The 21,357-nt window shown below is 65.8% G+C and carries 17 protein-coding genes; 11 read left to right on the forward strand and 6 right to left on the reverse strand.

Going from position 1 to position 21,357, the window contains the following annotated elements:
• From AC30QB_RS04045 to AC30QB_RS04070, 6 genes are all read left to right on the forward strand, one after another.
• Nucleotides 1-1,408 (forward strand): DNA polymerase (locus AC30QB_RS04045; protein WP_489544906.1); only part of this gene is annotated, 1,408 nt, incomplete at its 5' end.
• A 261-nt stretch (nucleotides 1,409-1,669) separates the two neighbouring features.
• Nucleotides 1,670-2,410, forward strand: a complete 741-nt coding sequence (locus AC30QB_RS04050; protein WP_489544907.1) for an ABC transporter ATP-binding protein — start codon at nucleotides 1,670-1,672, stop codon at nucleotides 2,408-2,410.
• The gene (locus AC30QB_RS04055; RefSeq protein ID WP_489544908.1) at nucleotides 2,407-3,123 is read left to right on the forward strand and encodes an ABC transporter ATP-binding protein; all 717 of its coding nucleotides are present in this window, start codon (nucleotides 2,407-2,409) and stop codon (nucleotides 3,121-3,123) included. Before AC30QB_RS04050 ends, AC30QB_RS04055 begins: the two co-directional genes overlap by 4 nt.
• Before the next feature lie 14 nt (nucleotides 3,124-3,137).
• On the forward strand, nucleotides 3,138-4,007 hold the full coding sequence (locus AC30QB_RS04060; RefSeq protein WP_489544909.1) for a branched-chain amino acid ABC transporter permease: 870 nt from the start codon (nucleotides 3,138-3,140) through the stop codon (nucleotides 4,005-4,007).
• On the forward strand, nucleotides 4,008-5,012 hold the full coding sequence (locus AC30QB_RS04065) for a branched-chain amino acid ABC transporter permease (RefSeq protein WP_489544910.1): 1,005 nt from the start codon (nucleotides 4,008-4,010) through the stop codon (nucleotides 5,010-5,012). It abuts the gene before it with no gap.
• Between the two features lie 79 nt (nucleotides 5,013-5,091).
• Complete coding sequence (locus AC30QB_RS04070; protein WP_489544911.1) at nucleotides 5,092-6,321, forward strand: ABC transporter substrate-binding protein; 1,230 nt, start codon at nucleotides 5,092-5,094, stop codon at nucleotides 6,319-6,321.
• Between the two features lie 45 nt (nucleotides 6,322-6,366).
• On the opposite strand, the gene AC30QB_RS04075 is transcribed toward AC30QB_RS04070, so the two are convergent.
• Together AC30QB_RS04075 and argH are read right to left on the reverse strand one after the other, a co-directional pair.
• The gene (locus tag AC30QB_RS04075; RefSeq protein WP_489544912.1) at nucleotides 6,367-7,245 is read right to left on the reverse strand and encodes an alpha/beta hydrolase; all 879 of its coding nucleotides are present in this window, start codon (nucleotides 7,243-7,245) and stop codon (nucleotides 6,367-6,369) included.
• Between the two features lie 46 nt (nucleotides 7,246-7,291).
• Nucleotides 7,292-8,689, reverse strand: a complete 1,398-nt coding sequence (gene argH, locus AC30QB_RS04080) for an argininosuccinate lyase (protein WP_489544913.1) — start codon at nucleotides 8,687-8,689, stop codon at nucleotides 7,292-7,294.
• 136 nt (nucleotides 8,690-8,825) lie between these two features.
• Here argH and AC30QB_RS04085 point away from each other — a divergent pair, with 136 nt between their 5' ends.
• From AC30QB_RS04085 to AC30QB_RS04095, 3 genes are read left to right on the forward strand one after another with little or no spacing between them, the layout of a single operon-like run.
• Nucleotides 8,826-9,965, forward strand: coding sequence for a sensor histidine kinase (locus AC30QB_RS04085; RefSeq protein ID WP_489544914.1), 1,140 nt, complete (start codon nucleotides 8,826-8,828; stop codon nucleotides 9,963-9,965).
• 33 nt (nucleotides 9,966-9,998) lie between these two features.
• The gene (locus tag AC30QB_RS04090; RefSeq protein ID WP_489544915.1) at nucleotides 9,999-10,775 is read left to right on the forward strand and encodes a LytR/AlgR family response regulator transcription factor; all 777 of its coding nucleotides are present in this window, start codon (nucleotides 9,999-10,001) and stop codon (nucleotides 10,773-10,775) included.
• Nucleotides 10,772-12,052 (forward strand): hypothetical protein, encoded by a 1,281-nt coding sequence (locus AC30QB_RS04095; RefSeq protein WP_489544916.1) that lies wholly within the window; start codon nucleotides 10,772-10,774, stop codon nucleotides 12,050-12,052. The genes AC30QB_RS04090 and AC30QB_RS04095 overlap by 4 nt, the downstream gene beginning before the upstream one ends.
• Here the strand turns inward: AC30QB_RS04095 and AC30QB_RS04100 are convergent.
• On the reverse strand, nucleotides 12,049-13,449 hold the full coding sequence (locus tag AC30QB_RS04100; protein ID WP_489544917.1) for a DUF3999 family protein: 1,401 nt from the start codon (nucleotides 13,447-13,449) through the stop codon (nucleotides 12,049-12,051). The genes AC30QB_RS04095 and AC30QB_RS04100 overlap by 4 nt on opposite strands.
• Nucleotides 13,439-17,146 carry a DUF2339 domain-containing protein gene (locus AC30QB_RS04105; protein ID WP_489544918.1) on the reverse strand — a complete coding sequence of 1,236 codons (3,708 nt, stop codon included), beginning with the start codon at nucleotides 17,144-17,146 and terminating at the stop codon, nucleotides 13,439-13,441. The genes AC30QB_RS04100 and AC30QB_RS04105 overlap by 11 nt, the downstream gene beginning before the upstream one ends.
• Before the next feature lie 207 nt (nucleotides 17,147-17,353).
• Between AC30QB_RS04105 and AC30QB_RS04110 the strand changes: the two genes are divergently transcribed.
• Complete coding sequence (locus tag AC30QB_RS04110) at nucleotides 17,354-18,040, forward strand: YebB family permuted papain-like enzyme (RefSeq protein WP_489544919.1); 687 nt, start codon at nucleotides 17,354-17,356, stop codon at nucleotides 18,038-18,040.
• 27 nt (nucleotides 18,041-18,067) lie between these two features.
• Nucleotides 18,068-18,784, forward strand: a complete 717-nt coding sequence (locus tag AC30QB_RS04115; RefSeq protein ID WP_489544920.1) for a sterol desaturase family protein — start codon at nucleotides 18,068-18,070, stop codon at nucleotides 18,782-18,784.
• 75 nt (nucleotides 18,785-18,859) lie between these two features.
• Here AC30QB_RS04115 and AC30QB_RS04120 read toward each other — a convergent pair whose 3' ends face one another.
• Together AC30QB_RS04120 and AC30QB_RS04125 are read right to left on the reverse strand one after the other, a co-directional pair.
• The gene (locus AC30QB_RS04120) at nucleotides 18,860-20,284 is read right to left on the reverse strand and encodes a hypothetical protein (protein WP_489544921.1); all 1,425 of its coding nucleotides are present in this window, start codon (nucleotides 20,282-20,284) and stop codon (nucleotides 18,860-18,862) included.
• 145 nt (nucleotides 20,285-20,429) lie between these two features.
• Nucleotides 20,430-21,281 (reverse strand): dioxygenase family protein, encoded by an 852-nt coding sequence (locus AC30QB_RS04125; RefSeq protein ID WP_489544922.1) that lies wholly within the window; start codon nucleotides 21,279-21,281, stop codon nucleotides 20,430-20,432.
• Between the last annotated feature and the right edge of the window lie 76 nt (nucleotides 21,282-21,357).

A 21,357-nucleotide genomic window follows, 5' to 3' on the forward strand; every position in this document is an offset into this window, starting at 1 on the left:
CCTGGCCCTGCGTCACCTGGGCCGCAGCGGCCTGAGTTATGAAGACGTGTGCGGCAAGGGAGCGCAGCAGATTTCGTTTGCGCAGGTTGACATCGAGAAGGCGTCGCAATACTCGTGCGAAGACAGCGAGATGACGCTGCAGGTGCACCAAACGCTGTGGCCGCAAGTCGAGGCCGAGCGTGGCCTGCGCTATGTGTACGAGCAGATCGAGCTGCCGGTGGCGACCATACTGGAGCGCATCGAGCGCAATGGCGTGCTGATCGATTCGACCCTGCTCGCGCAGCAAAGCCATCAGCTGGGCGAACGCATGATGGCGCTGGAGCGTGAGGCGCACGAGTTGGCGGGTCAGCCCTTCAACATGGGGTCACCGAAGCAGATCGGCGAGATCTTGTTCGGCAAGCTCGGCCTGCCGGTGATCAAGAAGACCGCCAGCGGCGCACCCAGCACCGATGAGGAAGTGCTCGACAAGCTGGCCGAGGACTACCCGCTGCCGGCCAAGCTGCTGGAGCACCGCTCACTCTCGAAGCTGAAGGGCACCTACACCGACAAGCTGCCCTTGATGGTCAACACCGCGACCGGCCGTGTGCACACCAACTACGCGCAGGCGGTGGCGGTGACGGGGCGGTTGTCGAGCAACGACCCCAATCTGCAGAACATTCCCATCCGCACCGCCGAAGGCCGGCGTGTGCGCGAGGCCTTCATCGCGGGCCCGGGCAAGGTGATCGTGAGCGCCGATTACTCGCAGATCGAGCTGCGCATCATGGCCGACATCAGCAGCGACGCGAATCTGCTCAAGGCCTTTGCCGAAGGCATGGACGTGCACCGCGCAACGGCAGCTGAGGTGTTCGGCATTGAGCCCGCGGCGGTCACGAGCGAGCAGCGCCGTTACGCCAAGACCATCAACTTCGGCTTGATCTACGGCATGGGAGCGTTCGGTCTGGCCGCAAGCCTGGGCATCGAGCGCGGCGCGGCGTCGCAGTACATCGAGCGCTACTTCGCGCGCTACCCAGGGGTGAAGCAATACATGGACGACACCAAGGCCTCGGCCAAGGAGCGCGGCTACGTCGAGACCTTGTTCGGCCGGCGCATCTACCTGCCCGAGATCAACGGCGGCAACGGCCCGCGCAAGGCCGGTGCCGAGCGCCAGGCCATCAACGCGCCCATGCAGGGCACGGCGGCCGACCTGATCAAGCTCGCCATGATTGCGGTGCAGGCCGCGCTAGATGAGCAGAAGCGCGCCACGCTGATGGTGATGCAGGTGCACGACGAGCTGGTGTTCGAAGTGCCCGAAGCCGAGCTTGAATGGGCGCGGGGCGAGATCCCGCGCCTGATGGCGAGCGTGGCCAGCCTGAAGGTGCCACTGCTGGCCGAAGTGGGTGTGGGCCCGAACTGGGACCAAGCGCATTGAGGCGCGCAAATGGGGCTTGCTCAGGTGAAATTGCCGCGCCCTCTATATTCCGTTGTGCGGAACTGTGAACCCCCTCAGTCATGTCCCGAATAGGGTAAGACCTCTTTCAAACGAGCATCACTCCACTACATTGCCCACGGTTCGCAGCAAACGGCGAGCCCCAGCGTGGATTCAAATTCCACCCTGCGGTACATCTGGCAGTAAACAGGGAGAGATCGAATCGACGCGCGCATCACACCGCCGCTGCTGGACGTCACCGATGTGACGGTTCGCTTTGGCGGCATCACGGCCTTGGACAAGGTCTCGTTTTCCGTCGCTGCAGGCAAGATCGTCGGCCTGATCGGGCCTAACGGTGCTGGCAAGACCACGCTGTTCAATTGCCTCTCGCGCATCTACAGCTTCAGCGAAGGCCAGATCAAATTCGAAGGCACGTCGCTCACCGAGACGGCGCCGCACGGCATTGCATCGCTAGGCATCGGCCGAACGTTTCAAAATTTGGCGCTGTTTCGCACCATGAGCGTGCGGCAAAACATCATGCTGGGTGGCCACAGCCGCACCAGCACCGGCTACCTCGCCAACGCTTTTCGGCTGCCGCACGTGCGGCGCGAAGAAGAGCGCTTGCGCGGGCACGTGGCACACGTTATTGCCTTGCTCGATCTCGGCAGTGTGGCCGAGGTGGCCGTGGCCGACCTGCCTTTCGGCACGCAGAAGCGCGTGGAGCTGGCGCGTGCGCTGATCACCCAGCCCAAGCTGCTGCTGCTCGACGAACCCGCCGGCGGCCTCAACCACGAAGAGGTGGAGGCCTTGATGGAGCTGCTGCGCCACATCCGCCAAGAACTCAAGCTGACCATCTTGCTGGTGGAGCACCACATGAATCTCGTGATGCGCGTCTCCGACCAAGTGGTCGCGCTCAACTTCGGCAGCAAGATCGCCGACGGTACGCCTGCCGAAGTGCAGAGCAATGCCGAGGTGATCAAGGCTTATCTGGGGACTGAGGCATGAGCGACGTTCTGCTTCAGGTGCGGGGTTTGCACGCCCAGTACGGCGCCACCAAGGTGCTGCACGGCCTCGATTTCGACGTGAAGGCCGGTGGCATCACCACCATCCTCGGTGCCAACGGGGCCGGCAAAACGACCACGCTGCGCGCCGTTTGCGCTATGGTCAAGACCCAGGGCGAGGTAACGCTCGGTGGCGAGCGCATCGACGGCAAGGCCACCGAAAGCATCGTGCGCATGGGCGTGGCCCACGTGCCCGACGGCCGAGGCACCTTTCTCAACTTCACGACCGAAGAAAACCTGCGCATGGGCGCGTACACGCGCAAAGACCGCGCCGAAGTGGCGCTGGACTACGAGCGCATGTACACCTACTTCCCGCGTTTGAAAGAGCGCCGCAAGCAGCAGGCGGGCACGCTGTCGGGCGGCGAGCAGCAGATGCTGGCGGTGTCGCGTGCGCTCATGCTGCGCCCGCGTTTGCTGTTGCTTGACGAGCCTTCGTTTGGCTTGGCACCACTGGTGGTGCAAGAGATGTTCGCGATCTTCAAAACCATCAACCAGACCGACAAGATCAGCATGCTGCTGGTGGAGCAGAACGCCTCGCTCGCGCTCAAGCTGGCCGACCACGCTTACCTGCTCGAGACCGGCCGGGTGGTCATCTCGGGCACGTCGGAATCGATACGCAACGACGAGTCGGTGCGTCGCTCCTACCTCGGCTACTAGAAGAACAAAATCCCATGGACCTTCTGATCCATCAAATCCTCTCTGGCCTGGCCACCGGCGGCATCTACGCCAGCATGGCACTGGCCCTGGTCATGATCTACCAGGCCACGCACCACGTGAACTTCGCGCAGGGTGAGATGGCGATGTTTGCCACCTACCTGGCCTGGACGCTGCTCCAGGCGGGCCTGCCCTACTGGGTGGCCTTTTTCCTCACGGTGGCAGTGTCTTTTCTTGCCGGCGTGGTGATCGAGCGCGTGATCATCCGACCGGTGGAAAACGCCCCCATCCTCGCGGTGGTCACGGTGTTCATCGGCCTGCTGGTTATCTTCAACAGCGTGGCCGGCTGGGTGTTCAGCTACACGATCAAGCCTTTTGTCAGCCCCTTCCCCGAGAAGCCGCTTTTTGGCAACTCGTACATGTCGTCGCATGAGCTGGGCTCGATGGGCATCACCCTGGTGCTTTTGCTGCTGCTGTTCTTCTTCTTCCGCTTTACGCCGCTGGGCCTGGCCATGCGGGCAGCCGCGCAGAACCCGGTGTCCAGCCGCCTGGTCGGCGTGCGCGTGGGCTGGATGCTCGCGCTGGGCTGGGGCTTGGCCGCCGCCATCGGCGGTGTGGCCGGGATGATGATCGCGCCGGTCGTCTTCCTAGAGCCCAACATGATGGGCGGCGTGCTGCTGTACGCCTTTGCGGGCGCTTTGCTGGGCGGCATCGACAGCCCGGGCGGCGCGGTGGCGGGTGGCTTCATGGTGGGCGTGCTGGAAAACGTGGTCGGCATGTACTTGGGCAATGAGCTCAAGTTCACCATTGCCCTGATCCTGATCGTCACCGTGCTCTTGATCCGGCCCTCGGGCCTGTTCGGCAAAGTCAATGTCTCGAGAGTCTGAATGACTACCTCCGCTACACCTACCGTTGCGCCGAACAAGCCGGCACTCAGTCGCCAGCAACTGATTGGCCTTGCACTGCTGCTGGTCGCAGCCTGCATCTTGCCGTTCTTGCTCACCAACTACCGCGTCTTCCAGATCACGCTGGCCCTGGCCTATGCCATCGCCATCCTTGGCTTGAACATGCTGATGGGCTTCAACGGCCAGATCTCGCTCGGCCACGGTGCGTTCTATGCCATCGGTGCCTACACAGCGGCCATCCTGATGGACAGGGTGGGCATGCCTTATTGGTTGACGATTCCCATTGCCGGCGTCATCTGCCTGTGTGCTGGCTTTCTCTTCGGCCTGCCCGCGCTGCGGCTCGAAGGCCTGTATCTGTCGATCGCCACGCTGGCGCTGGGCATTGCGATGCCGCAGATCCTCAAGCACCAGGTCTTCGAGCACTGGACGGGCGGATCGCAGGGCATCGTGATCATCAAACCCGACCCGCCCGAATGGCTCAAGATCTCGCAAGACCAGTGGCTGTATTTCTTCACCCTGGCCTGGACGGTGCTGCTCTTCTTCGTGGCCTGGAACCTGTTGCGCGGCCGCGTGGGCCGGGCCATGGTGGCCATACGCGACCAGCCGGTTGCAGCGCAAGCCATGGGGGTGAACACGGCGATGTACAAGTCGCTCACCTTCGGCGTGTCGGCGTTCTATACCGGCGTGGCGGGCGCACTCGGCGCCATCCTGGTGCAGTTCGTGGCACCCGATTCGTTCGGCATCTTCTTGTCGTTCACTCTCTTCATCGGCGTGGTGATTGGCGGCCTTTCGTCGATCTCGGGGGCGATTTACGGAGCGCTGTTCATCCAGTTCGTTCCCAACGTGGCAGGCGAGATTTCCAAGGCGGCGCCGTGGGCCATTTATGGCGTGTTCCTCATCGTCTTCATGTACGTGATGCCCACAGGTGTGGCGGGGTTCGTGCGGCTCGTAAGGGCTCGGTTTTTACGAAGGCGGGTAAGTCAGTAGGCCCGTCACGTTGCCTGGTGCGTTTCTGATGCGTATGCCAAGCGTTTTTTGTGTTCGACAGTCATTGAAAGGAAGCAACATGACATCGAGAAATTTGAAGCTTGCCCAGTGGGGCGCAGCGTTTGCAGCGCTTGCAGTCACCCTGATTCCTGTCAGCGCCTCTGCGGCTGGCAAATACGGCCCCGGTGCTTCTGATACCGAGATCAAGCTCGGCCAGACCATGCCGTACAGCGGCCCGGCCTCGGCCTACGGCACGATCGGCAAGCTGCACCAAGCCTATTTCAAAATGATCAACGATCAGGGCGGCGTCAACGGCCGCAAGATCAACCTGGTCAGCCTCGACGACGGCTACAGCCCGCCCAAGACGGTGGAGCAGATTCGCAAACTGGTCGAGCAAGACGAAGTGCTGGCCACGTTCAACACCTTGGGAACCGCGCCCAACAGCGCCATCCACAAGTACATGAACGCCAAGAAGGTGCCGCACCTGCTGCTCTCCACCGGCGCCACCAAGTGGGGTGACCCGAAGAACTTCCCCTGGACCATGGGCTTCAACCTGAGCTACCAGTCCGAAGGTGCGATTTACGCCAAGTGGTTGCTCAAGAACAAGCCCAATGCCAAGGTGGCCGTGCTGTACCAGAACGACGACTACGGCAAAGACGTGCTCAAGGGCGTGAAAGACGGCCTGGGCGCCAAGGGCGCGGCGATGATCGTCAAGGAGGCCACCTACGAAGTCTCCGACCCGACCGTTGATTCGCAAATTCTCACGCTGAAGGATTCGGGCGCCGACACCTTCATCAACATCACCACGCCCAAGTTCGCGGCGCAGGCGATCCGCAAGGCCTACGACTCTGGCTGGAAGCCCCTGCAAATCGTCAACAACGTGGGTGCCTCCGTGGGCTCGGTGCTCACCCCCGCTGGCCTGGACAAGTCGGTGGGCCTGATGACGCTGCAGTACTACAAGGACCCCAATGATCCGCAGTGGAAAGACGACCCCGCCATGCTCGAATGGCGCGCCTTCATGGGCCGCTACTACCGTGATGGCGACCCCAAAGACGCCAGCAACATGTACGGCTATCTGACGGCCCAGACCATGGTGCAGGTCCTGAAGCAGTGCGGCAACGACCTGACGCGTGAAAACGTGATGAAGCAGGCTGCCAACCTGAAGAGCTTCAAGCTGGCGTTGCTGCTGCCGGGCATGTCGGTCAACACCAGCCCGACCGACTTCTACCCGATCGAGCAAGGCCAGTTGGCCAAGTTCACGGGTACGCTGTGGCAAGGCTTCGGTGACGTGCTCGGCGCGTCCGACTGAGGCTTTTGGTTTCGAGCTGAAGAGGCCGCCTCCGGGCGGCCTTTTTCATGGGCGCGCCAGGTCGTCGCGTTTGACGAAGGCGCTCACGTCGTCGAGCACCGGTGACATCCAGCGCAGCGACCACGCCATCGAGGCGACCAGCGTTACGTGGTTCACGCCGTCGTACAGCCTGAGCGTGACGGGCACGTCGGCCGCTTGCAGTTTGTTGGCCAGCCCCACGGTGTTGCGCTGTGGGTTGACCAGCTTGTCTTTGGCCGCGGCACCCAGAAAGGCGGGCGGCGTGCCTTTGCGGGCGTACGCCAGCGGCTGTGAGCCGGCGGGGTAATTTGGGTGATGGAACACGGGCTGCGCTTCTGGGTTGGTGATCGGCAGGAAGTCGTAGGGCCCGGCCAAGCCCACCCAGCCGGCCAGGGCCGTGGGCGATTGCCCGGCGGCTCTGAGCCAGCGCTCGTCCAGCGCCAGCATGGCCGCGTTGTACGCGCCCGCGCTGTGGCCCATCACGAACACGCGCTTCGGGTTGCCTCCGAGCTTGCTGGCTTCGCGCAGGCCGTAGGCGAGGGCCGCCGCACTGTCGGTCAGGAAGTCGGGGTAGCGCACCTCGGGGTAGAGGCGGTAGTCGGCCACCAGCGTGAGCACGCCGCGCGAGGCCAGGGCTTCGCCTACGAACTGGTATTCGCCGCGGCTGCCCCAATTCCACGAGCCACCGTAGAAGAACACCACCACCGGCCAACCGCCTGCGGGTGCGGGAGATGTGGGGCGGTAGATGTCGAGCTTCTGGCGCGGGTTGCTGCCGTAGCTCACGCCTTCGTTCAGGTCATGGGTGGACGATGGCTTGAGAAAGTTGATGCCCGAGGAACACGCTGCCACGGCAGCTGTGAGCATCAGGGTGGCCGCAAGACGGCCGAGGTGTGTAGGTCGTTTCATCGAGCTTTCTACGCAGCAAACACCCTTGCGGATGCATGGGCTGATGTCAGCCCAGGCGCGAGCGGTGCCGTGCAATCTGTGCCCGCACCTGGGTCGGTGCCGTGCCACCCAGCACATTGCGTGCGTTGAGCGAGCCCTTCAGGCTCAGCACGGTGAACACGTCGTCGGTGATGGCGGCGTTGAAGCCTTGCAGCGTGGCCAGCGGCAGCTCACTCAGGTCTTTGCCCTGCGCGATGGCGGCTTTCACGGCATGGGCCACGGCCTCGTGGGCGTCGCGGAAGGGCAGGCCCTTCTTCACCAGGTAGTCGGCCAGGTCGGTGGCGGTGGCGTAGCCTTTGCTCGCGGCAAGTGCCATGGCCTCGGGCTTGACGATGATGCCGGCCACCATCTCGGCCATGATGCGCAGCGTGTCGCGCACGGTGTCCACCGTATCGAACAGCGGCTCCTTGTCTTCCTGGTTGTCCTTGTTGTAGGTGAGGGGCTGGCCCTTCATCAGCGTGAGCAAGCCCATCAGGTGGCCGATCACGCGGCCGCTCTTGCCGCGTGCCAGCTCGGCGACGTCGGGGTTGCGCTTCTGCGGCATGATCGACGAGCCGGTGCAGTAACGGTCGGCGAGGTCGATGAAGCTGAAGTTCTGGCTCATCCACAGCACGATCTCTTCACTCAGGCGCGACACATGCACCATGGTGATCGAGGCGAAGCTCGCAAACTCGAGCGCAAAGTCGCGGTCGCTCACGGCATCGAGGCTGTTCTGGCATACGCCTTCAAAGCCCAGGGTTTTCGCCACACGCTCGCGGTCCAGCGGGTAGCTGGTGCCGGCCAGCGCGGCGGCGCCGAGTGGCAGCTGGTTCACGCGGCGGCGCACATCGAGCAGGCGCTCGGCATCGCGCGCAAACATCTCCACATAGGCCAGCAGGTGGTGGGCAAAGCTCACCGGCTGCGCCACTTGCATGTGGGTGTAGCCCGGCAAGATGGTTTCGGTGTTGTGCTCGGCCACGCCCACGAGCGCCAGCTGCATGTCTTTGAGCAGCGGCAGCAGGGTGTCGATCTCGTCGCGCAGCCACAGGCGCACGTCGGTGGCCACCTGGTCGTTGCGCGAGCGGCCGGTGTGCAGGCGCTTGCCGGCATCGCCCACCAGTGTGGTGAGGCGGGCTTCGATGTTGAGATGCACGTCTTCGAGGTCTAGCTTCCACTCGAAGGTGTTTGATTCGATCTCTTGCGTGATCTGCGCCATGCCGCGCTGGATGTCGGCCAGGTCTTGTGCCGCGATCACGCCTTGCGCGGCCAGCATGTCAGCGTGAGCGAGGCTGCCTGCAATGTCGGCTTTCCACATGCGCTTGTCGAAAAACACGCTCGAGGTGTAGCGCTTGACCAGCTCGCTCATGGGCTCGGAGAAGAGCGCAGACCAGGCTTGGGATTTCTTGTCGAGTTGGTTGGTGGGCATGGGGCTGCTAGGGGAAAGCGGGGGTGTAACGCTTGGTACAGGCGGTTTGCGGGCGGCGCGACTTGGCGACAATGCGCTGCACGACGCAGTGCCTGCGCGTTTATCGAAGACCGCCCGATTCTATTCGGGCACCCCTATGGCAGAACCCGACCCGAAAGCCGCCCCCGATCAGAGCAGCCGCCCGGCGCGGCCGGGTGCCGAGGCCACGCGCCCCGGTGACTTGCCCCACAGCAGCAGCATCTTCGGCCCCACCGGCTTTGGCCCAATGGAAGCAATGGCTCAGCCGGCCTTGCTGGGCGCGGGCTCGGCTTTCGACGTCTGCCATGTAGGCGTGGTGTTGCGCGCGCTGGTGTTCGTGCATGGCGCGCTGGCGGTGGCGGTCTCGTTTGCTGCCGTCGACACCAAAAGTTGGCTGACGCTCGTGGCGGTGGGTGCCAGCGTTGCCTTGCCTGCTGTGCTGCTGTGGCTGGTGCTGATCTGCCTGCTCAAGCGCGCGCTGGCGCCGCTGCCGCCTGCCGGGCAGTGGGTGGCCGCGGTCGGCTTGGGCGCGGTGAGCGGTGGGTTCGGCTGGGGCTTGCAGAGCGCCGGAGGCCTGAACCTGCTGGGCGGCGGCGTGCCCTGGGTGGCGCCCCTGCTCGCTGGGGCGGCGCTGGCCGCCGCGCTCTTCTACTGGCTCACGCTGCGCGCGCGCGCGCGCTTGCCGGCTGATACCACTGCGCGGCTGGCCGAGCTGCAGTCGCGCATACGCCCGCACTTTCTGTTCAACACGCTCAACACCGCCATCACGCTCGCGCGTCTAGACCCGGCGCGCACCGAGGGCTTGCTCGAAGACCTGGCCGAGCTGTTTCGCGTGGCGCTGACCGACACCGGCGCGTCGGTCAGCCTGTCTGATGAAGTGGCACTGGCCAAGCGCTACCTGGCCATCGAACAGGTGCGCTTCGGTGAGCGCCTGCAGGTGAGCTGGGAGCTCGACGAAGACGCCGGCGCCGCCCGCGTGCCACCGCTCTTGCTGCAGCCGCTGGTCGAAAACGCGGTGCGCCATGGCGTGGAGCCGTCGCCCGATGGCGGCGTGATTCGCATCCGCACGCGGGTGAGGCGCGCGCACGCGGTGGTGAGCATCGTCAACACCTTGCCCAAGCAGCCGTCGCGGCCGGGCAATGGCATGGCGCTGCGCAATGTGCGCGAGCGGCTGCGGCTCATGCACGACGTGGCCGCGCAGTTCGAGACGCGCCTGGAGCGCGATGTATTCCGTGTGCAAATCGTGGTGCCCTTATGAGTCGCCTGGCGGTCAACGGCACGAGGGGTACTCATGAGCGATGAATTGAAGGTGCTGGTCGTCGACGACGAAGAGCTGGCTCGCTTGCGCATGCGCAGCCTGGTGAGCGAATGCGCATCGCCCAAGGCGCGGGTTGTCGGCGAGGCGGCCAATACCGGCCAGGCGCTGGCATGGATCGCCAGCAACGACTGCGATCTTGTGCTGCTCGACATTCACATGCCCGGCCCAGACGGCACCCAGCTCGCGGCGCGTTTGAGGCAACTGCCCAAACCGCCCGCCATCGTCTTCGTGACGGCACATGCCGAGCACGCGCTGCAGGCCTTCGACCTGGAGGCCGTCGACTACCTCACCAAGCCCGTGCGGCGCGAGCGCCTGCAGGCTGCCTTGCAGCGCGTGGCGCAGCGCCTGGGTGCGCGTGCGGCCGAGCCCGCGGCCCAACCCGACGCCGAGCCGGTGATCGTGGTCAACGAGCTGGGCAGGCGGGTGCGTGTGCCGGTGTCCGAGGTGCTGTACCTCAAAGCCGAGCTCAAGTACGTGACCCTGCGCACCGCCACCCACACCCATGTGCTCGACGACGCGCTCACCGACCTGGAGCAGCGCCTGGGCGAGCGCTTCCTGCGCATCCACCGCAATGCGTTGGTGGCGCGCAAGGCCCTGCGTGCCCTCGAGCGGCGCGTGCTGCCGGCCGATGGTGAAGACGAAGCGGCCGAAGGCTGGGTGGTGCGCGTGGCGCCGGTCGACGAATGGCTGCTGGTGTCGCGCCGCCAGGTGGCCGCGGTGAAAGAAGCAATTGCAGAGGGCGGCGTGTGAGTGAACTGAACGACATCGGCGAGCCCCGCTCGCGTGCGCGCTGGCTGGGGGTGGTGCTGATCCTGGTCGCACTTGCCGCGCTGATCTGGCAGGCCTGGCTCGGCGGCGTGGGCGATGAGCTCCCGCCCGAGCTGCGGCCCGTGGCGGCCGAGCAAAAGCTTTCTCTGGCGGAGATGCTGGCCCGTGTCGACAGCGTGAAGCTGGGCATGCAAGCTGCGTCGGCGGCTGCCGACGCCAGGCTGCCGATGGCAAGCGACGAGGTCGAGCTGTGCGGCGTGGGCCGCGTCAAGGCCGACGAGGCGGGCCAACCCAAGAGCATGGAGCCGGTGCAGCTCGCGGCGCAGGGCGCGCGTGCACGGCTGCTGCCCTTGCTGCTCGGCAGCGCTGATGAGCAGTCGCGCGCCGCGGGCTTGCTGCTGAAGAGCATGAGTGCCGCAGGCGAGGGTGATGAGGTCGTGCCGTCGCACACGATTGCCCGCGACACGCTCGCGAGCATGGCGCTTTCCACCCGCTCCCCGCAGGTGTACGCCTGGGCTCTGCGCGCCTGCCAGGCCGAGCGCACCGACGGCATGTGCCAGCTGCTCACCTCGGAGCAATGGGTGCGGCTGGACCCTGGCAACGTGATCGCGTGGCTACAGGTGGCTGTTGACGCGCAGGCGCGCAACGATTCGGCAGCCGTGGCCGAGGCGCTGTACCGCACCTCGCATGCCAGCGTTGCCGACGCGCACTGGGGCGCGCTCGTGGGCCTCACGCTGGCCACGCTGCCGGCCGACACGCCCCTGCTGGCCAAGGGCGCTCTGGCCGAAGAGCTGATGGCAATCGAGTCGGGCTTTGTCTTGCCGCACCTCGCGGCCAGCCAGTACTGCGCCGAAACCCATGTGCGCGATGCCAACCGCCGGCAAACCTGCGCGGCTGTGGCCGAGGTGTTTCACACCAGGGGCACGAGCCTGAGCGACGTGGGCATGGCGGCCACGCTGGGCGAGCGCGTGGGCTGGCCCACCGAGCGTGTGCAGGCCTTGCGCGACGAGCGCGATGCGGTGCTGCAGGTCTACACGCGCCGCACCGCAACACAGCGCGAGCGCTGGAGCTGCGCTGCGCTCGCCCAGACGGCGCGCCACCTGGTTGACGTGAGCCAGCTCGGCGAAATCGCCGTCATGCGGCGCGCGCTGAAAGACTCTCCCGAGAGCACGGCAGCGCTGGCCAAGCGCTACCGCGACGCAGCAGCCAAGCCGCCGACCAACGCCGCCAGCGGCGCGGTGAGCCTCGCGAGACGCTAGGGTTTTGTAGCGTTTGCGTCAGGGCGTGGCCGCAGCAGCGACCAGGCCATCAAGCCCATCAGGCCCAACGCACCAAGTAACACGGCCCACAGCCAGAACTTGCGTGAGGGCACGGGTGCTGGCGCGGCCGCACTGGCCGCGGCCGACGCAGGTGCTGCCACCACGGCGGGCAATGCAGGCATCACCACGCTGGCGGTTTCCGCTGGCAGCGCGTCGTTGACCTGGCGCGTGGGCATCAGCTGCGCGAGCGTGAGCGCCGTGGGGGTGGCCTCCCCTCCCCAAGCGAGGCGATAAGGCGCTGGCTGGCGCGCCAGGAACACCAGCGAGGCGGCTCGTGCGCCCACGCGAAGGGTCGGTGGCTTGGCGCCGAGCTGCACCATGCCGCCGGCCGGCTGCAGTCGCAATTGCGTCACCAGCCCGGCGTCTAGCACCAGCGGTTGCGAGCGCACCTCCCCTTGGGGCAGGCGCAGCCAGTAGGCAGTGGTGCGTGTGAGGGCAGACCAGACCGGTGTCGATGCGGTGCCCGAGGGGTCGGGCGCCGTCTTGTCGCGCAGGCCGTGCAGGTGGCCGCGCAGGTGATGGCGATGCCGGGGTGTTTGCGCGTTGGGTGCCACGCTGTTGTCGTACTGCGCCAGCACGTCGACCGAAGCAAGCGTGTTGGCGTCGGCCAGCTGCCATTCCAGTTGCTCGAGCGGCAGGTGGCGCGGCAGCAGGTAGTCGCAGTATTGCGGGGTGCATTGCTTGGGCGCGATGGCATCGCTCCATTGCAGGGGTGGCGCGGCCTGGTAGTGGCTGACGCTGCGCACCCTCGCACCGGTGAGCGGTGGTGGTTGGCTGCCCGTTGCGGGCCGCAGGCGCAGGTAGCGCGCGCGCAGGCCGCCCAGGTCGAAGCGGGTGTGCTCCAGCCGCAGGCCCTGGTGCTGCAGCGACAGCAGTTGCGCCTGGTGCAGATGGGTGCGCCAGCGCTGCAGGTTGTCGCTGTACTCCAGCACGAAATCGTAAAGGCCGTGCGTTTGAGGCGAGACGCTCAGCGCCAGCTCCAGCAATGCGCCGTTGACGCCACGCACGTCGATCACCCAACCACCTTGTTGCGCCGCCGTGGTGGCCGAGGCGGCGGCCGGGGCCTGGAAGAAAGGCACGCGCTGCTCGCGCTCTTCGGACACTGGCCGCGCCGGCTCGTCTGCCCACGCATACGGCACAGGCTCGCCACGCGCGTTGAGCACGCGTATGTCGCGCAGGTCGGGCGAGCTGGTTTGCGCCAGCACGGCCAGCGGCACGTTCAGCCGGTGGTAGGCCGCGCTGCCTTCCAGCGCCAGCGGCGCTTCGCCGGCCAGGGCTGATGCAGACCACAGGGCGATCAGCCAGCGCGTGCGCTTGTGCAACAGATCAGACAGCATCGCTGGCCTCCTTTCGGCTCGGGGGCACGGGTGCGAAGTAACCCACCAGCAACAACAGCAGGCCCACCACGATGAACGACACGATGCGGTACAGCCCGCCGCGGTCGGCCAGCTCCACGAAGAAGAGCTTGAGCACCACCACACCGAGCAGCGCTGCACCCACCACCCACACGGCGCGCTGCACGCGCTTGTGGCCGAGCATCATCAAGGCCACGCCCACGATGGACCAAGCCACCGACAGCGCCGCCTGGGTGAGCGTCGAGTCGAACAGGGCGTGGGCTTCCCAGGGCACGCCAGCCCAGTGGTGGCAGGTGCGCAGCACCATGCCGGTGTAGAGCGCAAAGGCGGTGGCGCCCAGGCCGGCCAGCAGCACGGGGCGAGGCACTTGCACCGACGAAGGCAAGGCACCACGCCACAGAAACAGCGCCAGCAGCACCAGGCCGTGGCCGATCTCCAGCGGGTTCAGCAAGGGCACGTAAGGCAGGGGCTGGGCGATGCCCGACTGCGTGTTGCTGGCCCACAGCCACAGCAGCAGGTAAAGCGCCACTGGCGCACACGCCACCACCAAATAGGCCTCGCGAAACTCGCTCAGCGGCCAGCGCTGCAGCATGCGCTGGCGCGTCACCAGCGCCAGCACGAGGGCGGGCACCAGCACCCAGCCCAGCACCGACCAGGCCGTGCCGGGGTCGCCCCAGCTCGCTGTCCACCACTGCGCTTCGCGGGCAGCCAGCAGCACGAACAACCAGAAGCCCCCCACGTGCAGCGGGGCCAGCGCCGCCGGCGACCACCAGCGCTTGAGCGCCCTCAGCAACAGCACGTGCCACACCAGGGCCAGTGGCCACACCCCCCAGCCCAGATGCTCGTGCGGCGCATAGCCCACCAGACCGACACCCAGCATGGCCGTCAGCACCCATGCCGGCGCGGTGGCCCAAGCCGTTTGCCCGAGCACGCGCCAGTCGCGCCAGCGGGCCACGAGGGTCACGAACACCGAAGTGGCGACGACCCAGCCGGTGAGCAGCGCGGGCCACAGCAGCACCCAGTTGGTTTGCGTGGACAGGAGGTGGCGGTAGCCGTCAGGCAGCAGCACTTGCGTCCACCAGGCCAAGCTCCACAGCACCACGCCCCATTGCAGCCACGGCGTGCGCAGCCAAGCGCTGGTGACGGGCTTCTTCGCGGCGCGTTGCAGCGCGTCACCCGAGAGCAGGCCGGCCAGCGTGAGGATCAGCGGTGTCCACAGCGTGAGCTGCGCGCTGCGGTCGGCCCACAGCTCGGGGCCGTAGACGCCGAAGGCCAGGGCCGAGCCGAATTGGAGTGCAGCCCAGGCAATGGCCAGCGCCGGATGACCCAGGCGCAACCCCAGCCACAACGCAGCCAGCCCCAGCCAAGGCCAGATGCGTGCAGCGTCGTCGGCGGGCATCACGAAGAGCAAGCTGGACCCGAGCGCGCCCATGCCTGCCAGCAGGCCTATGCTGCTGCCCAGCGACCACTGCGGCACGGCATGGCGCGCCTCGGCCTCGCGCAGCGCCGCGCGCAATGGCAACCAGGCGCTCGCCAGCAGGCTGGCGCCGATGAGCACCGCAGCAGCCAGCCCTTGCCAGCCGTTGCTCAACATGGCCGAGCCGTGCAGCGCATGCAGCGTGGTCGCAAAGCCACCCAAGGCCACGGCGTGCAGCGCGGCGCTAGCCCATTGCAGCGCGGGCAGACGGATGCGCACCTGCACCACGGCGCAGGCCAGGGCGAGCAAGGCCGTTGCCACGCAGGCCCATTGCGGCACCAGCATCAGCCAGGCCATGGCCGCGAGCGCGGCCAGGCCTATCCAAAGCTGGCCCACGCTGCCGGCGGCTTCCCAGTCGGTTTGGGTATCAAGCTGCGCGCGGCGGCCGGTGACAAACATGGCGAGCGCACTCGCGGCGAGCATCAGCACGCTGAGCACCGAGCCTGTCAACAACGGTGTGCCGGGGTTGAAATCGAGCCCCAAGGCACTGGCAAGCCGCACCGTGGCGCCGGCCAGTACCAGCAGCGCAAACGCACGCGCATAGCGGCGCTGCTGTCGCATGCCCAGCCAGTACATGCCGGCCGCTTCGACGGCCCAGGTGGCCCCCGTCCACTCGCCTTCGAGCGCCAGCGGTATGGCCAGCGTGCCGAAGATCACGGCGACGATCACATAGGCTTCGCCGAGCAGCGCGTAGCGCTTGTTGCCGCCGCGTATGAGCACGCCACCCAGCAGCAGGTAGAAGAAGGCAAAGCCCAGCGCGGCCCAAGCGGGGCCGAACTCGCTGCCGCGCACCAGCAGGTATTGCAGGCCGTAGCTGGCGAGCGGCACGCCGAAGGTGAGCGTGCTGTCGACCCGACCCACATGGGCCAGCGCCTGCGCGGCGCGCTGCGACAGCGGCTGGCGCGCATCGGGCTCGTCACCCAGCGCCAGCGCACGGCGCGCAAACAGCACACCCACCAGCGTGAAGAGCACGAAGAAGAACAGTAGAAATGCCTGCGTGCTCGGGTACAGCGCATCGACGTAGTACTTCTGCGCCCACGCGCCGGCCAGTGTGAATGTGCCGACCGCGCCGATGAGGTTGAGCGGCCGCCAGGCGCGAAACCACGCCATCAGGAAGATGCCGATGTCGAGGATGGCGAGGTAGCTGAAGAGCGCGATGTGGTTGCCTGAGCCGGTCGACACGAGCACTGGCGCGGCAAAGCCCTCGGCTGCAGCCACGTAGGCGAGCCAGGGCGCGTTTTGCACCACCGCCAGCACGGCGCTCAGCACCGTCACCGCAAAGAGAAAGGCGAAAGCCAGCTCAGGGGGCAACAGGTGGCTGAGCTTGAGTGCAGCCAGCGCCGTGAGGTAGAACACCCCGATGCCCGCGCCTTGAAGAATCAGCCCATAGCCGTCTTTGCGCTCGCGCAGCCGCCAGCCCAGGCCCAGCAGCACCGCACCCAGCAAGGCCACGCCGGCATAGCGCAGCTCCACCGGCACCGTGACGCGCTCGGCCGCGTAGCGCAGCAAGAAGGCCAGGCCCAGGAAAAGAATCAGCACGCCCACCTTGACGATGGTGTTGCCGCCGAAGATGAGCTTGCGCAGGAAGGGCGGCATGCGCTCTTCCAGGCTCCGCTGCGGCACGGGTGCAGGGCGCGCCACAGGCGGGCGCGGCGGCGGTGCATTGGCCGGCGGTGAAGTCGGTTGGGGTGATGTGGCCGGGGTGGCCGAGGTGGCCGAGGTGGCCGAGGTGGGCAGGTCGGCCAAGGGCATCGGCGCGGTGTCAGGTGCCTCTTCGAGTTCGGTCTCGCGCAGGGCGATGGGTGGCATCACAGGCAACGCAAGCACCGCGGGCGTGGCGGCTGGAATGGGCGCCGGCACCGACGCGAAGAACGATGGCGCCTCAACCGGCGCAAGCGCATCCACCGGCACCGCCTCAGCCTGCGCAGCGCCTGTGGGCAGCGACAAGCGCTTCACCTCGGCCCGCAGTGCGGCCACTTCCAGCTCTAGCCGCGTCACGCGCGTTTCCATGGGCGGTGGGGCAGCCGGCAAGGGCGCAGCCGCCTGTGCAGCGGTGCGCGTGGGCTCAGGCGTTGCTGTCGCATCGGCCTTCTTCAGCAACGTGGCCAGTGCAATGCCGAGCCCGAGGCCTATCACCCCGCCGATGAGTTCGCCCATCAGCAAACCCAAGACCGCGCCGATCACGCCAAAGATGATTTTCATGCTGCCGCCTCTCCCCACTTGTTGTGGCGGCGATTATGCGATTCGCCTTGCGGCCCAAATCGCTGAACCTCCGCTGATGTGTTGAAGCATTGAAAGGTATCGGAAATCGATACTGCGGTGCCCGGCTCAAGCAACTGTTCCCAAAGAGCATGCGATTGGCGACAGCGCCTGGCAACCTTAGTGCCTTCCAACTCCTGAAGGTCTCAAATGCGGTTTGCCACACACCCGATCGTTGCCATCGCCGGCGCCCTGCTGGTCTCTTGCTCGCTGCTGACGTGGGCTGAAGCAGCCACGCCGCCGAGCGTGTCAGTCTCCGCGCTGGCGTCCGACATGAAAGTGGGCGACGTGGTCTTCATCCGTGTGAGCGCCAAGCCCTTTCGCGAGGTCGCAGATGCAACCAACTCGTGGACGAACCACGTCGGGGTGGTCGTCGACACATCCGGTGCAGAGCCGGTGCTGGGAGAGAGCAAGTTCCCGCTCTCGCGCAGGACGCCTTTGTCCGAGTTCGTCGTCAGGTCAGCGGGCGGCAGAGTGTCGGTCGCGCGGCTCAGGGCCGAGCTGACGCCGCAGCAGCGCCTGCAGGTTGCCGCGTCGGCGGATAAGCGGGCCGGAATCTGGTACGACACCGGGTTCAACCTTCACTCGCGACGGCAGTTCTGCTCGCGCTATGTGCGCGAGGTGCTGATCGAAGCGACCGGCACGAGCGTCGGTGAGGTGGAGACGTTTTCGCACCTGCTTGCCGACAATCCCAACGCCCATGTCGGCTTCTGGAGGGTCTGGTATTTCGGCAGCATCCCTTGGGATCGCGAGACGGTGACGCCTGCAAGCCTGCTGCGCAGCCCTGAGTTGCGGGTCGTGTTCGACGGCGTGGCCGTGGCCACCGAGAGCTTGTAGCTGAACCGCACTCCGGGAACCGAAACCATGCTGTCCATCATCTTTTCTGTCTTCGTGTTCTGCTTCGTGCTTGAGCGTGTCATCCCCGGATGGACGCTTCCGCGGGTGCGGACGTGGCCCTTGCGCGTGCTCGCCATCAACGCGGTTCAGCTGGGGGTTGTGCTGCTGGCCGGCGTGACGTGGGAGCGTTGGTTCTCGTCGCGCTCGCTGCTCCAGCTTTCGCACCACGTCTCGCCGGTTGTGGGCGGCTTGGTCGCCTACTTCATCGCGACCTTCATCTTCTATTGGTGGCATCGCTGGCGCCATGAGCACGCGCTGCTCTGGCGCGGCGTTCACCAGATTCACCATAGCCCGCAGCGCCTGGAAGTGATCACCTCTTTCTACAAGCACCCCGGCGAAATGGTGGTCAATTCGATCATCGGCAGCGTGCTGGTCTACGCGCTTCTGGGCCTCTCGCCAGAAGCTGGCGGGGTCTACACCTTGTGCACGGCGTTGGGCGAGTTTTTCTATCACACCAACATCAAGACGCCGCGATGGGTGGGCTTCTTCTTCCAGCGCCCGGAGATGCACCGCATTCACCATCAGCACGGCCGGCACAAGAACAACTACGGTGACGTCACCTGGTGGGACATGATGTTCGGCACCTACGAGAACCCGGCCGAGTGGGTGCATCAGTGCGGCTTTGATGACGAGAAAGAGCAGCAGCTTGGGAAGATGCTGCGCTACAAAGACGTGCACGAATGAAGCCGCAAGGTGCGCTTGTGCGGCCCAAGAAAAAGGCCCGCATGAGCGGGCCTTTCAGGAGGGCGTGACCGTCGATCAGGGCGCTGGCGTCTGCGCGCTCATCTCGGTGAGGTAGCGCTTGCGGTAGCTGGCCGGCGCGGCCCCGACGAAGTTGCTGTCGATGTCGCACTTGATCAGCCCCTTGAGGGCAGTTGACCACCAGCACACGCCGTTCTGGCTGTAGGCGGCATGGCCGGCAGGGCCATTTTCGAGCTGGAAATCGTTGCTGTTGGTGATGTCGGTGTGGAAGCGGATGCGCAGCGCCTCGAAGGTGCCTGCCCCCACGGTGATGGTTTCAAGCGCTTCTACGGTGCTCGTGTGCGCGGCGTCCTCGCCATAGCCCAGCGCGCAGCCATAGTGCCAATTGGCCGACCAGGTCTTACTCACGTAGAGCGGGTAGTTCATGTACTCGCGCTTGGGCGCGAAGGCGCAGTTGTTGCTGGTCGAGACGATGTAGCGACCCATGCGGTTGCCGCCCTTGTCGTTGACCAAGCGCTCGCTCAGCACGCCACTGGCCTCGATGCGGTCTAGCCCGTAGCTGCCGTCGGCGTTTACCGCCGACACCAGCTGCGTGTAGCTGCGGGTTTGCGTCGTGCCGCTCACGGCCGTGTCGAGCTCCGACCAAATGCTGCTTGCGCCCACGCGCTTGAGCGCCGGGAAATATTGTTTGCCCACGAAGCTGGCCTCGAACACATAGCTCTTCAGGTAACCGACGGGCTGCAGGTTGCCGAAGTAGGTGTTCTTGGTGGTGCACTTCAGGATGCGCTTGGCCTGGGTCGACCACCAGCAAGTGCTCTCCACCAGATAGGCTGCCTTGCCGGTGCTGCCGTTTTCCAGGTTGACGTCGTTGCTGTCGGTGATGAGCCCCACATAGCCGATGCGCAGCGCGTCGTAGCTGCCGGTGGCAATGGTGATCGTCTCGCGGCCGGTGACGGCGGCCAACTGGTTGACGGTTTCCTTGTAGCCCAGATCGCAAGCCAGCGACCAGCTCGACAACCAGACCTTGCCCACGTAGAGCGGGAAGCTCACGAAGTTGCGGCCTGGGTTGTAGGCGCAATGATTGCCGTTGACCACGGTGTCGCGGGTGAGGCGGCTGCCATCGGCGTCTGAGGTGTAGCGCTCGTAGGCTGTGCCGCGGGCATCTAGGCGATCGAAGGCAAAGCTGCCGTCTGCGTTGACGGCGGTCACGTGGTCGGTGTAGCTGCGTTGCGCGCCGGTGTTGGCCAGCGTCACTTCGCTTTGTTGCCAGACGATGGTTTCGTCGACTTCGCGCAGGCCGCGGGTGAACTGCTCAGGCGCGGGCCTGCGCTGGGCTTGGGCTTGTTGCCTCAGTGCGGCTTGGGCCGTTTCGGTCTGTGCGGTGATTTCAGGCGCGCTGCTGTCGTTGCTGCTGCCACCGCCGCAAGCGACGAGCAGGCATGACAAAGCCCAGCCGCTGGTGGCTAATTGAATGCGTTTCATGGGGGTCCTCCGGTGTGCTTTTCTTCCGCATGACTGACAGTCGCGCGGCGTTCAAGAATAGCTCAGCGGGCAGGCGCCGCCCGGGCCCACGGTCTGTGGCCACCACCCCCAAAAAGGGGGTGGCCGGTCTTTCCGGGGTCTGATCTCAGGCGTTTGCCGACACCGCCAGGGCAGCCTTCAATTGAGCAGCCTGAGGCCCGAACGCATAGGCATCCATCCCCAGGCAGCCATAGGTCACGCCTTCGTGCAGGCGTACTGGCGCTGTGTCTCGGCCGCCCGCACCAGCCGCCACGTACCACGGCAGCAAATGCTCGTCGGTTGGGTGCATGTCTTGCGCATGTGGGGCCTGGCTGCGGTAGTCGAACAACGCAGCCCAATCGCGTGCTGCGCTGCGCTCGCTCATCCAGGCGCGAAAGCCTGCGCTCTCGGCGATCTCTTGCGTGTCGACCGCGGGCCGGTTGCCGGCAAACACGCGCCGCAGGTTGTGCGTGATGCTGCCTGAGCCCATCACCAGCACGCCTTGCTCGCTCAGCCTGGCCAGCACTTCACCGAGTGCGAACTGCTGCGCTGGTGGCAGGCTGGGTACCCAGGCGAGAGGCAGCACGGGAACGTCGGCCTCGGGGTACATGAAGCGCAGCATGCTCCAGATGCCGTGGTCGAGGCCACCTTCATCAACGCGATGCACTGGCAAGCCAGCCGCGCTCAGCAGGCCTTGCACGCTGCTCGCCAACTCGGGCGCGCCGGGGGCGTTGTATTGCAGCTTGAACAGTGCATCCGGAAAGCCACCGAAGTCGTGCACGGCCTGGTGCTGTGCGGCGGCCAGAAGCACCGGCTCGCGCGCAGTGCTGTGAGCCGAGACCGCGAGGATGGCGCGCGGGCGGCCGAAGGTGGCAACGATGGCCGGGCCTAGGTCTTGAAGGAACGGCCCCGTGGTGCCTGGCTCCAGCGCCAGCATGGGTGAGCCGTGGGACAGGAAGAGGGTAGGCAGGGTGTTCATGCCGTCATTGAATCATCGCGGCTGCGTTGCACCGTTCGTGGGTTTTGCACGCAGCGTTCGTTTGTGCCGGGATGAA

Source organism: Rhizobacter sp., from assembly GCF_046595475.1.
Taxonomy (GTDB): Bacteria; Pseudomonadota; Gammaproteobacteria; order Burkholderiales; family Burkholderiaceae_C; genus Rhizobacter.

What these genes read in the sequence shown, in the direction of transcription:
- AC30QB_RS04060 (WP_489544909.1), top strand. Translation starts at nt 3,138, where the DNA reads ATGGACCTTCTGATCCATCAAATCCTCTCTGGCCTGGCCACCGGCGGC.
- AC30QB_RS04110 (WP_489544919.1), top strand. Translation starts at nt 17,354, where the DNA reads ATGCGGTTTGCCACACACCCGATCGTTGCCATCGCCGGCGCCCTGCTG.
- AC30QB_RS04070 (WP_489544911.1), top strand. Translation starts at nt 5,092, where the DNA reads ATGACATCGAGAAATTTGAAGCTTGCCCAGTGGGGCGCAGCGTTTGCA.
- AC30QB_RS04065 (WP_489544910.1), top strand. Translation starts at nt 4,008, where the DNA reads ATGACTACCTCCGCTACACCTACCGTTGCGCCGAACAAGCCGGCACTC.
- AC30QB_RS04090 (WP_489544915.1), top strand. Translation starts at nt 9,999, where the DNA reads ATGAGCGATGAATTGAAGGTGCTGGTCGTCGACGACGAAGAGCTGGCT.
- AC30QB_RS04100 (WP_489544917.1), bottom strand. Translation starts at nt 13,449, where the DNA reads ATGCTGTCTGATCTGTTGCACAAGCGCACGCGCTGGCTGATCGCCCTG.
- AC30QB_RS04055 (WP_489544908.1), top strand. Translation starts at nt 2,407, where the DNA reads ATGAGCGACGTTCTGCTTCAGGTGCGGGGTTTGCACGCCCAGTACGGC.
- AC30QB_RS04075 (WP_489544912.1), bottom strand. Translation starts at nt 7,245, where the DNA reads ATGAAACGACCTACACACCTCGGCCGTCTTGCGGCCACCCTGATGCTC.
- AC30QB_RS04120 (WP_489544921.1), bottom strand. Translation starts at nt 20,284, where the DNA reads ATGAAACGCATTCAATTAGCCACCAGCGGCTGGGCTTTGTCATGCCTG.
- argH (WP_489544913.1), bottom strand. Translation starts at nt 8,689, where the DNA reads ATGCCCACCAACCAACTCGACAAGAAATCCCAAGCCTGGTCTGCGCTC.
- AC30QB_RS04115 (WP_489544920.1), top strand. Translation starts at nt 18,068, where the DNA reads ATGCTGTCCATCATCTTTTCTGTCTTCGTGTTCTGCTTCGTGCTTGAG.
- AC30QB_RS04105 (WP_489544918.1), bottom strand. Translation starts at nt 17,146, where the DNA reads ATGAAAATCATCTTTGGCGTGATCGGCGCGGTCTTGGGTTTGCTGATG.
- AC30QB_RS04085 (WP_489544914.1), top strand. Translation starts at nt 8,826, where the DNA reads ATGGCAGAACCCGACCCGAAAGCCGCCCCCGATCAGAGCAGCCGCCCG.
- AC30QB_RS04125 (WP_489544922.1), bottom strand. Translation starts at nt 21,281, where the DNA reads ATGAACACCCTGCCTACCCTCTTCCTGTCCCACGGCTCACCCATGCTG.